General features: G+C 40.7%; 14 protein-coding genes and 1 pseudogene. 9 read left to right on the plus strand and 6 right to left on the minus strand.

Annotation, left to right across the window (positions count from 1 at the left end; all coding sequences use genetic code 11):
* Positions 1-30 precede the first annotated feature (30 nt).
* Together VP97_RS00465 and VP97_RS00470 are read left to right on the plus strand one after the other, a co-directional pair.
* A pseudogene (locus VP97_RS00465) lies at positions 31-1,129 on the plus strand (RNA-guided endonuclease TnpB family protein).
* Between the two features lie 27 nt (positions 1,130-1,156).
* Positions 1,157-1,336, plus strand: a complete 180-nt coding sequence (locus tag VP97_RS00470; protein WP_050179648.1) for a hypothetical protein — start codon at positions 1,157-1,159, stop codon at positions 1,334-1,336.
* A 183-nt stretch (positions 1,337-1,519) separates the two neighbouring features.
* Here VP97_RS00470 and VP97_RS00475 read toward each other — a convergent pair whose 3' ends face one another.
* A complete protein-coding gene (locus VP97_RS00475) occupies positions 1,520-2,446 on the minus strand; it encodes a peptidylprolyl isomerase (RefSeq protein ID WP_050179649.1) in 927 nt (308 codons plus the stop codon).
* Between the two features lie 676 nt (positions 2,447-3,122).
* Here VP97_RS00475 and VP97_RS00480 point away from each other — a divergent pair.
* Complete coding sequence (locus VP97_RS00480) at positions 3,123-4,151, plus strand: C40 family peptidase (protein ID WP_050179650.1); 1,029 nt, start codon at positions 3,123-3,125, stop codon at positions 4,149-4,151.
* A 252-nt stretch (positions 4,152-4,403) separates the two neighbouring features.
* Here VP97_RS00480 and VP97_RS00485 read toward each other — a convergent pair whose 3' ends face one another.
* The 4 genes from VP97_RS00485 to VP97_RS00500 form a co-directional block, all read right to left on the minus strand.
* A complete protein-coding gene (locus tag VP97_RS00485) occupies positions 4,404-6,410 on the minus strand; it encodes a heavy metal translocating P-type ATPase (protein WP_082220167.1) in 2,007 nt (668 codons plus the stop codon).
* Positions 6,411-6,936: 526 nt separating this feature from the next.
* Entirely contained in the window at positions 6,937-7,467 is a 531-nt protein-coding gene (resA, locus tag VP97_RS00490; protein ID WP_050179651.1) for a thiol-disulfide oxidoreductase ResA, read from the minus strand.
* An 82-nt stretch (positions 7,468-7,549) separates the two neighbouring features.
* Positions 7,550-9,661, minus strand: coding sequence for a heavy metal translocating P-type ATPase (locus VP97_RS00495; protein ID WP_050179674.1), 2,112 nt, complete (start codon positions 9,659-9,661; stop codon positions 7,550-7,552).
* A gap of 5 nt (positions 9,662-9,666) precedes the next feature.
* Positions 9,667-10,038 (minus strand): ArsR/SmtB family transcription factor, encoded by a 372-nt coding sequence (locus tag VP97_RS00500; protein WP_050179652.1) that lies wholly within the window; start codon positions 10,036-10,038, stop codon positions 9,667-9,669.
* A gap of 157 nt (positions 10,039-10,195) precedes the next feature.
* On the opposite strand from VP97_RS00500, the gene VP97_RS00505 reads away from it, so the two are divergent.
* Together VP97_RS00505 and VP97_RS00510 are read left to right on the plus strand one after the other, a co-directional pair.
* Positions 10,196-10,774, plus strand: coding sequence for a copper resistance CopC family protein (locus VP97_RS00505; protein WP_172656719.1), 579 nt, complete (start codon positions 10,196-10,198; stop codon positions 10,772-10,774).
* Positions 10,771-11,868, plus strand: a complete 1,098-nt coding sequence (locus VP97_RS00510; protein WP_050179654.1) for a copper resistance D family protein — start codon at positions 10,771-10,773, stop codon at positions 11,866-11,868. The genes VP97_RS00505 and VP97_RS00510 overlap by 4 nt, the downstream gene beginning before the upstream one ends.
* 17 nt (positions 11,869-11,885) lie before the next feature.
* Here the strand turns inward: VP97_RS00510 and VP97_RS00515 are convergent, their stop codons facing one another.
* Complete coding sequence (locus VP97_RS00515) at positions 11,886-12,521, minus strand: ZIP family metal transporter (protein WP_050179655.1); 636 nt, start codon at positions 12,519-12,521, stop codon at positions 11,886-11,888.
* A gap of 110 nt (positions 12,522-12,631) precedes the next feature.
* On the opposite strand from VP97_RS00515, the gene VP97_RS00520 reads away from it, so the two are divergent.
* The 4 genes from VP97_RS00520 (at position 12,632) to VP97_RS00535 (ending at position 15,814) form a co-directional block, all read left to right on the plus strand.
* Positions 12,632-13,681, plus strand: a complete 1,050-nt coding sequence (locus tag VP97_RS00520) for a flavin-containing monooxygenase (protein ID WP_050179656.1) — start codon at positions 12,632-12,634, stop codon at positions 13,679-13,681.
* Positions 13,678-14,373 (plus strand): DsbA family protein, encoded by a 696-nt coding sequence (locus tag VP97_RS00525; protein WP_050179657.1) that lies wholly within the window; start codon positions 13,678-13,680, stop codon positions 14,371-14,373. The genes VP97_RS00520 and VP97_RS00525 overlap by 4 nt, the downstream gene beginning before the upstream one ends.
* Positions 14,370-14,813 carry a disulfide oxidoreductase gene (locus tag VP97_RS00530; RefSeq protein ID WP_050179658.1) on the plus strand — a complete coding sequence of 148 codons (444 nt, stop codon included), beginning with the start codon at positions 14,370-14,372 and terminating at the stop codon, positions 14,811-14,813. Before VP97_RS00525 ends, VP97_RS00530 begins: the two co-directional genes overlap by 4 nt.
* Positions 14,814-14,899: 86 nt before the next feature.
* Positions 14,900-15,814, plus strand: coding sequence for a cation diffusion facilitator family transporter (locus VP97_RS00535; protein ID WP_050179659.1), 915 nt, complete (start codon positions 14,900-14,902; stop codon positions 15,812-15,814).
* Positions 15,815-15,843: the final 29 nt, after the last annotated feature.

Here is a 15,843-nt window from a genome sequence, read left to right on the forward strand (position 1 = left end):
TATAAAGGAAATTGGAAAGGAGGATCAAAAGTGGAAACTATTTCATTGAGGTTAGAGCTGATGAAACCAACGGAAACACAGAAACAGATGTATCAAAAAATGACGGAATTAAACACTTCTTTCTCAAACTGGCTGCTACGTTATGAAGAACTATCTAAAGCAACGTCTAAGGTCTACAAGATTTTTTCTCAAGAAAAACTACCTTCGGCAGTAGTGAATCAGACCATCCGTGAAGTGAAATCCAAGAAAAAGAATCAAAAAGCAAAAACGTTTCGCCGTTTCTGGTGTGGTTTTAATAATCAAAACCTCGCTATCGAAAAGGAAAACGGTTTATATAAGTTGTCTTTCCCTACGTTAGAAAAGAGAATTGGGGTGCCGGTTATCGCAGAAGTATACCAGCAGCACTGGCTAGATAAAATTCTTTCCGGGCAGGCAAAACAAGGAGCCGCTGAGCTGTATGAGAAAAAAGGCAGGTGGTATGTCTCACTTTCTATTTCGTTTGAGCCAAAACGAGCTGCTTCTTCTTCAAAAGTAATGGGCATCGATGTAGGGCTGAACTATTTAGCTGTTGCCTCGGTTGGTACGAAAACGCTCTTCTTTCGCGGAAACGAGGCTGCTTTCATTCGAAGAACTTTTTCTTCAAGAAGAAAAAAGTTAGGAAAGCTAAAGCTTCTCTCCGTTATTAAAAAATCCAAAAACAAAGAATCACAGTGGATGAAAAACCTAAATCATAAAATGAGCCGGCAAATCGTGAATTTTGCTGCAGAGAGCGGTGTTCGCTGCATTCGAATGTAAGATTTTACAGGCATTCGCCGTAAAGCCAAATCAAAAAAAGAAGCTGGAAGAAATCTGCACTCTTGGGGACATACATTATCAGCTTCAGCAGTTTATTGAATACAAAGCCAAAATGGCTGGTATTCAAGTTGAATATGTCAGTCCACATCACACTTCCCAAACGTGTAAATGTGGTCATGTAGACAAAAAGAATCGAAAAAGACACACATTTGCGTGTGTCAAATGCCAGTATACACTTCATGCTGATGCGAATGCGGCCATTAATATTTTGAAAGCCATCAGCGGCCTTTCAAAAAAGAAAACAAGCAAGCAGCTTAACCTAGTCCTGTGGTAACAGCAGGACCGCCTGTAAGGTACAGGGATGCCAAAGGCATACAAAACGAAGCAGGACGGGCTGATGACACCGCCCTTAACTGAAGGCGAGTCCCCAACAGAAATGGATAGTGGACGGTTTCGCACTTCAGAATCCCACCCGTTTCACCGCAAGGTGAAGGGCTTGCGGCTTCAGCCGTGGGAGTGTCAAAAACAGGCACAGCAATAGCTAAAAAGCCTGACTCCTGTAAAATACAGAAACCAGGCTGCCATATAAATTTGGAACTTTTTATCATCTGCTGATCAGAGACGTGGCCAGTCTTTTTATCTGGTTTTAATCGGTCACTTCAGAGTGGTTTAAAAATGGGTTCGCCTAGGCTGTACTATCTAAAAAAAGGCGTGGCAATTTATCTTATTTGGCAGATTCTTCGGTTATTGCACCTGAGTCAGTGGCTTTCTCATCCTCAGAAGATGTTTCTTCTGTTTTAAAAGCATCCTTAAAGTCTTCACCTACAACTTTAACTTCTGCCGATTTCATCTCTTCGTCAATCTTTTTTTGGATGGCAATATCATCTAGTTTGGATTTTTTTAGTTCTTCGCTCAGTTGATCTTTCATTTTACCAAACGATTCTTTTTCTTTTTGCTCGGTGATTTTAATAATATGATAACCGAACTGGGTTTTAACCGGTGCACTTACCTGGTTTACTTTGAGTTTGCTGAGTGCTGCTGTGAATTCAGGAACAAACTGTCCACGTGCTGAGTTATCAATCCAGCCGAGGCTGCCACCTTTTTCTGCTGAAGCAGTATCTGACGAATACTCTTTTGCAAGATCTTCAAATTTGCTTCCCTTTGCAAGTTTTTGCTTAACTTCGGCTGCTTTCTTTTCATCTGCAACCAAAATATGGCTTACATTGATTTCAGGCTGCCATGTATTATAGAATTCTTTTAACTCTTTATCTGTTACTTTTACGTCAGCAAAGGCTGCTTTTTCACGCAAAATCTCCAACTTAAGATATTCTTTTAAACCTTCTTCATCCATTCCACTTTGAGAAAGAGCCGTTTCATATTGATCGCCAAGCTCTTTTTTTAAGTCTTTGATTTTAGCTTCAACCTCTTCGTCTGTTACCTCATACTTTTCAGCGAGTACTTTTTTTTGCATTAATTCTTGCAGTGTCTGTTCCATCTGAGCTTCATATTTAGTTTTCATTTCAGCGTATAGCTCAGATGTAGTGACATCTCCAGCTTTAGAGTTAGCTACCGCTTTGTCCTCGGCTCCATTACAGCCTGAAAGTGCGAAAACCCCTGTTGCTATTGAAAGAGGCAGCAACCATTTCTTCATTCCTATTAACAACTCCCTGATTAACAGCTGTTCCTTTTGCAGGCCAGCACTATATAGTCTAAACACCAAAGTAACTATAACATATTTTCGGCGGGAATAAGAGTCCTTCATTAAAGGAGGGGAGGGGAAAATATGTAGTGATTGCAGGCTGATCCGAACAAGAAATTCCATTATGTTACGATAGGACCCTTTTTGGGGAGTGAGATTAAACACTTAGCGCCAATGAAAAATCAAAGGTTTATGGTGCGTAAGTATTTAAAAATTCTGCTTTTTTAATTAGCTATCTGCTCCGAAAAGAAATAGCTTGTTGTGGTTGAGGCGAACTTTGTGAGTTTGCCGCTCTGTTCGGCTACAGATCAAAAACAAGATGGTAATTGAATGATGGTGGGAATACTGCTCACGTGATTCTTTTTATCACATTTTTCCGTTTAAGAGATTTTTTCTGATTATTGTAAACTATAACGTTTTTATTACTTAACTGTGCAATGTTTACCAATTATTGATAAATAAATTGTGTATTATTACAAAAAGATGTCAAAGCAGAAGAAAAACGAAAATTTGTAATATAGCTTTAAAACTATTTATGTTTAATTTTGTTATGATTATCCCTGTAAGGAAAAAATAGAGAAATAGAGAAGTAGATAGATAAATCTTATAAGACTGTGGGAGGTCTATGGTGAACCGTTTTAAGAAAGCACTGGTTATGTTTATGGCAGCTGTTATGTTCTTGACACTTTCCCCGGTGGGGTCTTTCAAGACAGAAGCAGCATCTACTGGAGAGTCAATTATTGATTATGGGAAAAAGTTTATGGGTGTCCCATATGTCTTTGGTGGAACAACACCAAGTGGATTTGATTGTTCAGGATTTACTCAGTACATCTATAAAAATGCAGCAGGGATTTCTATTCCACGTACAACAGATCAGCAATACAACATTGGTACAGCAGTTTCAAAAAGCGATTTACAGGTAGGCGATCTTGTATTCTTTAAAAATACATATAAAGCAGGGATCTCACATGTAGGTGTGTATGCCGGCGGCAATATGGTATTGAATGCAACATCAAGCCAGGGAATTGCGCTTGTCTCTCTTAGCAATACTTATTGGGGACCAAGATACGCAGGTGCGAAACGTGTAATAAAAGAAGCGGCTGAACCAGTTACTGTTACTCCGTCTTGGTTTACAGACGTACCGAAAACAGAGGCAACATACACAGCGATTAAAACGCTGACAGATAAAGAAGTCATCAACGGATTTGAAGATTACACATTCCGCCCGGACGCAAAAGTAACACGCGGTCAGGCAGCGGCAATCATGAACCGTGTACTTGGCTTGAAGCCAGAAGTCATGAGCCACTTTAAAGATGTGCCGAAAACATATCGTTTCGCTTACGATATTGCCGCGATTCGTGAAGCAGGCATCATCACGGGATTTGACGATAAAACGTTCCGTCCGGAAGAAGAAATGACACGTAACGAAATGGCCGCTATTATTCAGCGCGCATTCGATCTGAAAATGTCTCAAACTGCGGCTGCGAGTGTAAAATACTCTGACGTTCGTGCAGACCATTGGGCGTACGAAGGCATTGTAACAATGGCTTCAATCGACAGAACAGGCCTTTTCCAAGGCGATAAGTTCTACGGAACACATCTTGCAACACGCGAAGCGTTTACGGTTGCAATCTATAATGCTAAGAATGCAAATTAATAAAAACAAGCTCCAGTTCAATCGAATGGGAGCTTGTTTTTATTTTATTTTGAGAGCAAATCATCCAAGTAGCTAAAAATACTTTCTTATAGACTTTTCGAGCAGGAAAGTCTGTAACATCTATACCCATCCTTATTTATTCTTCAAACGGTGTTTGACTTAAATACACAAGATAGAAATTGGACATCAAAGTAAGAAAATTCACCTACAAAAAAAGTTGTCTCTTGGAATAGACAACTTTTTCTGTAGGTATTATCTAGTACGATAAGCTAATAATCGTAATGCATTAAAAACCACAATTAAAGTAGAACCTTCATGAATAAGAACAGCTAAACCAATACCAGCAAAATTAAACACCGTTGCAGGGATTAGAAAAGCAGTGACACCTAGACTTACCCATAAATTTTGTTTAATGATACCTTTGCTTTTCCGACTAAGTGCAATCGCAAAGGGCAAATCCTCTAAGTTATCTGCCATCAGTGCTATATCAGCAGTTTCTAATGCTACGTCAGATCCTGCAGCACCCATTGCAATTCCTACCGTGCTTTTAGTCATTGCTGGCGCATCATTCACACCGTCCCCAACCATTGCCACTTTGTTTTCCTGCTGTCTAAGCTTTTCTATAGCATTCACTTTATCCTCTGGTAACAAACCACCCCAGGCGTCTGTTATTCCTATCTCTTTAGCAACATTATCCGCTACACGTTGATTATCACCAGTCAACATAATCATTCGCTTTATTCCGATATTCTTTAAGTTTGTTATAATATCTTTTGCGTTTTTTCTAGGTGTATCCATTACACCTATTATACCTAAGAAAGTATTGCCTTTCCTAACAATCATCGCAGTATTCCCATTAGATTCTAGTTTTTCTAAAGCTGAAGTTAATTCTTTGGGTATGGAAACAGAAAGATCCTCCTCAAATAAACCTCTATTTCCTATATATATTTCTTCACCTTTCCATTTTGCCTTTACACCTCTACCAGTAATTGCTTCAAGTGCTGAGGCCTCTTCTACTGAATTCTCACCAAGTCTTTTAGTTGCTCCTGTTACGATAGCTGCAGCTAAAGGGTGATCACTTAGTTTTTCGACAGCTAAGGTAGCGGTAAGAAGTTCCTCACTTTTAACATTTTGATAGGGAACCACTTCTGTTAACTTTGGTTTACCTTCTGTTAATGTTCCAGTCTTGTCAAAGGCAACCGCTGTTAGTTCTCCTAAATCTTCCAAAGGACTGCCACCCTTAACTAAAACACCGGCACGTGCAGCCCGAGCCACTCCACTTAAAACGGCACTAGGAGTTGAAATAGCAAGTGCGCAGGGACTGGCGGCAACCAATACAGCCATGGCTCTATAGAAGCTTTCGCTAAATGTTTCGTCAATAACCAAAAAAGCAAATAGCAGCAACACAACCAGTCCCAATACGGAAGGAACAAAATATTTTTCAAATTTATCGGTAAAGAGCTGTGTTGGTGACTTTTGCGCTTCTGTTTCATTAACGAGTTTAATTAACCGTGCTAAAGTCGAATCTTTTGATTCCTTTATCACTTTTATTTCTAACACATTTGAACCATTTATTGTACCAGAGAACACCCTGTTTTCAGAAGGGGGCATCTTGTCTTGAAAGTCTATTGATGCATTTTCAATCGGATATTTGTCAACTGGAATACTCTCGCCTGTAATCGGTGCCTGATTAACACTGCTTTTTCCTTTTATCACCACTCCGTCAGCTGATATTGTACTGTTAGGCTTAACAATAACGATGTCACCTAATTGTAATTCTTCAACAGGAATCTCCTTCTGTTGATCACCTTTGCGTACGATCGCTGTTTTAGGTGCCATATCAGTAAGTGCAGCAATTGATTTTCGGGCTTTATTTAAGGCGAAATGTTCTAATGCATGTCCTAGACTAAATAAAAATAATAATAAGGCGCCTTCTGCCCATTCTCCAAGAATAGCAGCGCCTATAGCTGCTAAAAGCATTAAGAAATCAATTTCAAATCCGCCTTTTGCTACAGTCCCAATAGCTTCTTTTGCTGTGTAATAACCTCCGAAAAAGTAAGCACCAATGTAAAATACTAAACTCACCCACTCAGGTGTTCCTCCAATGAAGCTTAGTATAAATCCAATCCCTAATAGCACACCTGAGAGAACAGAAAATATAAGCTCTGTATTAGGACCGAAAACTCCACCATGTTCATGGTCGTGTTCGTATTCCTTGTGTTGATCGCTAGAGGTATGCTCGTTGGTTTTATTCTCCATATTTTATCACCCTCCATCATTAGGGAACCAAGACATTTTATAATGTTAAACACCCACCTCTCAGTTGAGTGCAAAGAGATCAGTGCTACCCTAGTGAGTTTATCCCCCATATGTTTCCCTTAATGATTAAAGTTAAACAGAATTCCAGGCGCCAGCAAGAAAAACCGTTTTCTTTAAAATTTGAACTAAAGTGAGCGCCTAACCCCTTCAAAATCTCCGATTTAATGGGAGTTAGGCGCTAAGGTCTTTGTTCTCCCTGTTCTTCTCTCTATTTTTTATAATGTCGATTGTTGCTCTGCCTGTCGTTAAAATCATGTAACTCCGGCTCCAAAATAAAGTTTCAAATGAAAAGGAAACAGGCAGCTTTCGGTTCAAAATCGAACCGAAAGCTGCCTGTTTTTGTGTGAAAAATGTAAAGGCATAAGTTTTTCAATGCCCTCTTAATTACTCGGCTCTTTTCTATGGCGTTAAAATATATTTTAATTGAACAATTTCTAGCAGGAAGCTATGATCATTTTTAAATAATTTATGGTTTTACTTTTTCAAAAAGGGCTCTTACCTGCTCTTCTTTCACTAATCCTCCAGTGATAATATCTACTATTTCTCCTTCAGGACTGATCATAAAGGTGACTGGAAGTGGGTTTACATTATAGGCTTTCTGGACTTCTTTACCTTTGTCAATCGGAATTGGAAACGTTAATTCATATTGTTCCGCGAATGTTTTCACCTGAAATTCTGATTCGCCTACGTTAACGGCCAGGATTTCTACCTGACCTTTATATTCTTTTGACAATTTCTCCATGTGTGGCATTTCTTTTTTACATGGCTCGCACCATGTACCCCAAAAATTCAAGAATACACCCTTACCTTTGTAATCTGAAAGCTGGTGTTGTTTTCCAGACAAATCGGTTAAAACAAAATCTGGAGCCTTGTCTCCTGCCTGCAGTGTGCCACGGGTTTCTTTTGTTAAGTTGCTGTATAAGGTATAACACACAGCAACTCCTAACACAGCCAAAATCAGAACACGAGTGATGCGTCTTCTCTTCTTTTTCTCCAAGATCTCTTCTCCTTTATCGAAGATCCGAATGTGTATTGTATCTTGGCCCCCTTTAATTAAACAAAAAGGGGGCGGAAGGGGGTCAGTTGTATTTTGTTTTCATTAAGCGCATCGAGTTTAGAACCACGATTAATGTGGAGCCCACGTCAGCAAAAATGGCCATCCATAATGTCAGCCAACCTGGAATAATTAAAAGCAGCGCAAGTAATTTCAATCCAAAGGCAAACGTGATGTTTTGTTTAATCACATTCAGTGTTTTGCGGCTTAGGGCAATGGTGTAAGGCAGTTTCTCCAAATCATCCGCCATTAAAGCAATATCAGCAGTTTCAAGGGCTGTATCCGTTCCAGCGCCGCCCATCGCGATCCCAACCGTTGCACTTGCCAGCGCCGGGGCATCGTTAATGCCATCACCGATCATCGCCACTTTGCTATACTGTTCCCGAAGTGATTTGATAGCTTCAAGTTTGTCCTGCGGCATTAATTCTGCTTTGACATCACTTAATCCGAGCTGGGTGCCAATGGCTTTTCCCGTCGCTTGATTGTCGCCCGTCAGCATAACTGTTTTCTCAACTCCAAGTTTCTGCAGCTTTTGAATAATGGATAAACTGCTTTTCCGTACCTGGTCAGCTACAGCTAAATAGCCTTTTACTTCTTCTTGGGTTCCGACAAGCATGACCGTTTTTCCCTGTGATTGCAGGTCGGTAATTTGATTTTGGACATCCTCCGGAATGGAAAGCATTTCTTCGAACAATTTGGGGCTGCCAATATAATAAACGGTTTTGTTTATAACAGCTTTGGCGCCTTTTCCGGTGTAGGATTGAAAATCTTCAGCCGTGTACTCAGCTGCTTTTTCTTTTGCTGCTTTGCGAAGAATAGCAGAGGCCAAAGGATGCTGCGAGAAAGTTTCGATCGCCGCAGAAATAGCCAAAATGTCATTTTTACTCATATTTGATAAGGAAGCAATGTTGGTGACTTCTGGTTTTCCTTCTGTCAGCGTACCTGTTTTATCAAACGCCACGACTTTCAAACGGCCAGTTTCTTCCAAGTGAATGCCGCCTTTGATCAACACGCCGTTTTTAGCGGCATGGCCAATAGCTGTAACAATTGCCACAGGGGTAGAGATAACCAGTGCACAAGGGCAGCCCACAACAAGGACCGCAAGTCCGCGGTAAATCCATTCCGGCCATTCGCCTCCCATCAATAGGGGAGGAATAACAGCAACTAACAAAGCGATAATCATAACAGCTGGTGTATAATATTTCGCAAATTTATCGACAAACTGCTGAGAAGGGGCGCGTTCTGCCTGCGCTTCTTCTACTAAATGAATGATTTTGGCAATCGTTGTATCTTCTGCGAGTTTCGTTACACGTACTTCTAAGAAGCCTTCTTCATTTAATGACCCAGCAAACACTTCATCGCCTGTTGCTTTATGAACAGGAATCGATTCACCGGTGATGGCAGCTTGGTTAATGGAAGACTGGCCCTTTATCACTTCGCCGTCCATTGCGACTTTTTGGCCCGGTTTAATGATCATAATATCGCCGACTTGAATATCTTCTACAGCGATCTCAAATTCTTGCTTTCCCCGTTTAATAATGGCTGTATCCGGGGCAATATCCATTAGCGAGCGGATGGACTGGCGGGCTTTCTCCATTGAATAGCCTTCTAATGCTTCACTTAAGGCGAAAAGGAAAACGACGACCGCACCTTCTCCCCATTCGCCAATGATCGCGGCTCCAATGATGGCCACAGTCATAAGGGTTTTCATATCAAATTCAAGCCTGGTCAGATTTTTTAATCCAACTTTAAATAGATCATATCCGCCAATCAAAATGGAAAGAGCAAAAATCGTGATGGTAGCGGGGCTGCTTTCCCCGGCTGTAAAGCTGGAGATATAGCCAAATAGTAAAAAGAAGAGGGAGACCATTGTATTTTTGTTTTCACGCTTCTGCCAAAAAGGGATTTTTTCTTCTGTGAGTTTTTGGCGATCAGGAAAAACTTTAATACCATCAAACGCACCGGCAGCTTCCAGCTGTTCAACGGATGCTTCGCCAACGACGGCAATTTTAGAGGCGCCAAAATTCAGCTGAACATCTTCCACGGTCTGAATTTCCCGTATATTTTTTTCGAATTTTGCTGCACAGCTCGTGCAGGACAGCCCTTGAAGCCGGTACACATTTTTTGTTTCGCTCATCATTCTCAATCCTCCCTTGAATGTTCAAGCGCAATGCTGACTAACTGATGGACGTGATGGTCCTTTACTGAGTAATACACAAGCTTGCCTTCTTTACGATATTTTGCGAGTCCCATGTTTCGGAGAAGGCGCAAATGGTGGGACGCTGTAGCTGTAGAAGAACCAATAATCTGAGCCACATCACAAACGCATAACTCTTTTTCAAGCGTCAAAGCATAAATAACTTTTAACCGCGTTGCATCAGACATAGCTTTGAACAGTAATTCCACACCATTTACATCATTAATTTTCGGCTGTACACGTTCTACAACCTCTTCGTTAAAACAAGACGTATCACATGTTTCAGCCGTCTGTGTGCTCTTTGTTTTTTCAGCCATTTGTATCTCCTCTATTCATTATTCAAATGCTTGTTTGATTGTATAATTTTAGTGTATGATGAGTTTGGAAAATTGTCAATTGTACATTCAAACGATTGTTTAATCAGGAAGCAGTAATTGGTACAATGATAGCGAATGGACAAGGAGGTGAATGGTTGTGAAGAAATTACTGTCTCTTCTATTTATAGTGTATCTGTCATTTTCTTCGGCTGTTTCTGCTCATACGGATGTGAAAAATGCTTCGCCGGCAGAGGGAGAAACAGTCACAGAAAATATACAGGAACTTCAATTAGAATTTGAAACAACCATTGAAAACGGCAGTACGCTGTCTTTGCTGAGTAAAAGTGGAACAGAAGTATCAATTAAAGGTGTTCAATTAACCGGTAATAAGATGACAGCATTAACAGCAGAACCATTAAAAAATGGTCCTTATACAGCGAACTGGCGTATTGTCGGAAAAGATGGCCATCTCATTGAAGGGAGCTATTCGTTTAATGTTCAACAAGAAAGTGGAAATCAAGAGAGTTTGGCTGCAACAGGTGAAAAAGCTGAAGTAACCGATCGAGCTGCTGATACACAGGAGTTAGTGGAAGAATCGAATCCTTCAACGGCTGCCGCTGCTTCTGAAGAACAAAGTCAATCAAAAACGAATATTGTCATTTCTCTTTTAACAGGGTTTATGCTGTTCGTGGTGCTTCAAACAGTTATGTGGCTGGTAAGGAGGGGGAGAAAATGATCTACCTTCTCTACCTGACTGAACTGTTGTTATATATCTGTTTTGCTGTTTTAATGGGATCTTTTGTGATGCACTTGGTTCCATCCGGCAAAAAACCATCCATACATATCCATAAGAGATGGCTTCAGCTTTCCGTTTTAGGTATTGTCTTTTTGTCATTAATGCCGGTGGCCTACTTGATTTATATGCTCCAGGAAGACATCGGCTGGGCCGTGACGATTCCAAATGTTCTTGCAACGTTTGAAGTTGGACAGGCCTGGACACTCACACTGATTCTTTCGCTTTTCTTTTATACATTTGTATCACTATTCCCTGTTTTGGAACAGAAACGTTATGCAGTCATATCCATCGTGTTTATTGTCCTGTTGATTTTTACGGCAGGCTGGGCGGGACATCCTGCATCTTTAGAGAAAGTGCCAGGATTTTTTTATCATTCACTGCATTTCTTAGCTGTGAGCGTCTGGGTGGGCATTTTGCTGGTGGTCAGCTGGCTCTCAACGGATAAAGAAAACTGGCTGCATTTCCTGAAGTGGTTTACGCCTGTTGCTGTTGTCAGTTTTATCGTGACGGCGGTTTCTGGATTTATGATGATGACTATCATTACCGATGTCTCCGACTATACAAATATATGGATGCTAAACTATGGACAGGCATTATTACTAAAACATATTATGGTGATCCCCATTTTAGTTTTCGCTATTATTAACAGCTTTTTAGTGAAAAAACAGCTGCAGAAAGATTTGGCGTTCAATCCAAAACCGTGGGTAAAAGCGGAAAGCATTGTCCTAATTATGATTTTCTCGGTTACCGCTTTCTTAGGACAGCAGCCCCCGCCTCATGCAATCCAAACCATGTTAAAAAGCGATGGGGCTGCGCCATTATTTGAATACATATACGGTGGCGTTGTAGAGCCATCCATGAATGTGCAGTTTGAGGTAACTGCCATGTCTGTGCTGCTGGCTGTTTTATTTATCTCCTTCTTTATTTTAATGTTGGCTTCTTTTGTCCGGAAAGCGCCAGCTGTTTTATCGTTTGCTATGAGCTTTTTCCTCGTGGTCTCGCTATATTTGGCATTAATGGTCAGTATTCAATAGGATAATGAAAGGGTGGATCAGCTGTGTTTCTTGAATAAAAATTCGATTAAAGCAGTAAAGAGTAAAAAACCGATGGCTGTGCCTAAAATCAATCCATTTGATTTCCAAGGCAGCTCTGCCAAGTGCCCAGCGTTTGAAAAAAACAGAAAGATACCAGACAACAGTAGGCTGAAGAGGAAAAAGAGAAATAAGGAAAGGAACCTTTTTCCTGAAAGCAGCAGGGCAGTCATGATGGCCAACCCTTCCGGGATTTGGTGAACGATCGTTGCAACAATAAAGGAGCCTGATAATGTTTCATTCTCCAGGGTCGACCCAATGGCTAATCCAGCTGGTATGTTATGAATAGCGATGGCCACAACAATAAATAAAACTGACCGATAGGCCTGCGAGGATACATCTTCAAATAAACCGTGAAGACATATACAGATCAGCACGCCCAGTGAGGCACCGAATGCAACGTTTATAAATCCGTATTCTTCCATGGCGTGTGGGATTAGTTCAAAAGCAAGCAGCGCTGTTAAAACAATACCGCAAAAAATATACAAGTGCGGCGCTTTCACCTTCGGGATTTTGTAAAGAGTAACGGCAGCCAGCGCTCCAACGTTTGTCCCGAGAAAAAGATAAAAACTGAGCAGGTAAGGCATTGCGTGCATTGTACCACCCCTGTTTCTAAGAAGTATTTATATATATTCCGTTCATCAAACAAGTAGTAAACAGGGAAGAAGGTTTTCATCTATCGATGAAGCGGACAGGAGGTGTTAACATGTTTTATACTGTTATTATAGGTGCGGGACAAGCAGGGCTCGCAATGGGGTATCATCTAAAGCAAGTCAATCAATCGTTTATTATTTTAGATAAAAATCAGGAGATTGGAGATGAGTGGAGAAAACGATATGACTCTTTAGTGTTGTTTACACCAAGAATGTACAGCTCTTTGCCCGGTCTTTCATTAGACGGAGATCCACATGGGTTTCCTGCAAAGGATGAAATCGCCCTTTATTTAAAGCGGTATGCGGAATCGTTTCAGCTGCCGGTTCAGCTGCAGACCGAAGTCATGCGTGTCTGGAAGGAATATAACCATTTTTATATTCAAACAAATGACCAAACATATGAAGCAGAGAATGTTATCATTGCATCGGGTCCTTTCCAGATACCGAATATCCCGAGTTTTTCTCTTTCTTTATCGCCAGACATCCTGCAGCTGCATTCTTCCCAGTATAAGAATCCGGATGATCTTATAGAAGGAAATGTATTAGTTGTAGGGGGCGGCAACAGTGGGGCTCAGATTGCTGTAGAGCTGTCCAATACAAGGGAAACATATTTGTCAGTTAGCCAGAGAATGAAGTTTTTACCGATGAAAATCGGAAATAAGAGTATTTTTTGGTGGTTCGACAAAGCTGGTATACTAAAGGCTTCCCGACATTCACGGGTCGGAAAAAAGATACAGGCAAGTAGAGATCCTATTTTTGGTTCTGAATTAAAAGATGCCTTGATAAGAGGAACGGTCATTCAAAAGAACAAAGCAGTAGATGGGAAAAACACAACGATCCATTTTCAAGATCAGACAAGCCTAGATGTTCAAAACATCATCTGGTCTACCGGTTTTGTTTCGGACTACAGCTGGCTGGAAGTAGAAGGGGCGCTAAATTACGAACGGCAGCCCGTTCATAAAAGAGGCATTACACAGGTGAAAGGGTTGTATTTTTTAGGACTGCCGTGGCAGTACCGGCGAGGTTCTGCACTTCTTCAAGGAGTGGGTGACGATGCAAAATATATTGCCGAAGACATACAAAAAAGCGGAGGTACTTTATGAAAAACAGTAAGAAAATCGTGATTTCGACGCTCGTTGTATTCGCAGCGATCATTGGGCTTGTATTATTTTTGAACAGAGAAGACGAAACAGCACAGCCAGCCACACAAACTGCACAAAACACTGGCGGAAAACACCCGTCTATTGAGGGACAGCCGACTTTAGGTGATGCAGAGGCGCCCGTTTCAATTGTTGAGTTTGGCGATTATAAGTGCCCGTCTTGTAAGCAATGGGGCGAAACGATTTATCCAAAGTTAATTGCTGATTATGTAGATACAGGAAAAGCATCTTTTTCATATATTAATGTTCTTTTTCACGGGGAAGAATCCACATTAGCATCATTGGCTTCTGAATCTTTTTATAAACAGGACCCTAAAAATTTCTGGACATTTCATAAATCTGTTTTCGCAGCACAGCCAGCAACACAAGAACATGACAAACCGTGGGTAACAATGGAAAGTGTAAAAGAGCTGGCGAAAGCGGCGTCACCAAATATTGATCTGGTACAGTTTGAAAAAGATATTAATTCGGATGAAATGGCTGAAAAAGTGAGTAAAGACGATGGGTTAGTAAAAGAGTTTCAAGTGCAGTTTACCCCTTCTATTATGATAAATGGTGTGATGCTTGAAGATCCATTTGATTATGAAACAATCGTCTCTCTAATCGAAAAAGGGCAGGAAGAGGATAAGAAATGACCGGTCACACAAAGCCCTCATTTATCCAAACCTATGCTCTGTATGCTGCCTGGGTCATAGCGGTTACCGCTACATTAGGCAGCTTGTATTTTAGTGAAATTAGAGAGTTTGTGCCATGTGAACTCTGCTGGATTCAAAGAATCTTTATGTACCCACTGGCGATTATTCTTGGGATCGCCGCTTTTCATAACGAAATAAACCTGAAGAAATATGTGCTTCCGTTATCAATCATTGGGGGTTCCATTTCTTTCTACCACTACCTTGTGCAAAAAGTTCCTGGTTTTGCGGATATAAAGCCATGCGTACAAGGTGTTCCATGCAATGTTCAATATATTAACTGGTTTGGTTTTGTCACAATTCCTTTTTTAGCTTTAACGGCATTTACGCTAATCAGTATTTTAATGGTGCTTTTACATTTAAATGCTCGAAAAAACTCATAATATTCTTTATGAAGAGATTATGGCAGCTGTAATTACCTCATGTTCAGTATTTGATGCCATAAAAATAAAGAAGGAGCGTGAAAATATTGGGTCATTCACATAGTCATGGTCATAACCATAGTCATGGAAGCAGTAACAAGACTGCTTTAAAATGGTCGTTCTTTTTAATTACTTCTTATATGATTGTAGAAGTTATCGGCGGGATCATGACAAACAGTTTGGCTTTGCTTTCTGATGCGGGACACATGTTGAGTGATGCAGCTGCACTTGGACTAAGTTATGTGGCCCTGACATTGGGCCAACGAGCAGCATCCAATAAGAAAACGTTTGGTTACAAGCGTTTTGAAATCCTGGCGGCTTTTCTTAACGGTATTACGCTTATCGCGATATCCGTCTATATCTTTTTTGAAGCATATCAAAGGATCATGAACCCACCCGATGTAGTCAGTGTAGGAATGTTGGCTATTTCTACTCTTGGTTTACTTGTAAATATTGTCGCTGCCTTTATTCTTATGCGAGGGGATAAAGATGAGAACCTGAATGTTAGAAGTGCATTTTTACATGTTATCGGGGACATGCTTGGATCAGTCGGGGCAATCATTGCCGCTCTTCTCATTATGTTTTTTGGATGGAATTTGGCAGATCCTATTGCCAGCATCGTTGTGGCTGTTTTAATCACCATCAGTGGATACCGTGTGACAAGGGATTCTTTTCATATTTTAATGGAAGGAGCACCGTTGAATTTGAATATTCAACAAGTAAAAGAGAAGCTTCTTTCGCTGAGTGAAGTAAAAGGGGTTCATGATTTACATGTGTGGTCTATTACGTCCGATTTTCCAGCGCTCAGCTGCCACTTAGTAGTCAGTCGTGAAGAGGACGATCAATCGGTTTTGTCAAAAGCCAAAAAACTTCTTCATGATGAATTTGAATTACACCATGTGACGATTCAAATAGACAAAGAAGGCGGAGAAAACTGTTCTTCGGATGGGCATTGTAATTAATCTGCGGTGCTTTTCCGGAGACAAGGATC

It is taken from the genome of Domibacillus robiginosus (assembly GCF_000966195.1).
Classification (GTDB): Bacteria; Bacillota; Bacilli; order Bacillales; family Domibacillaceae; genus Domibacillus; species Domibacillus robiginosus.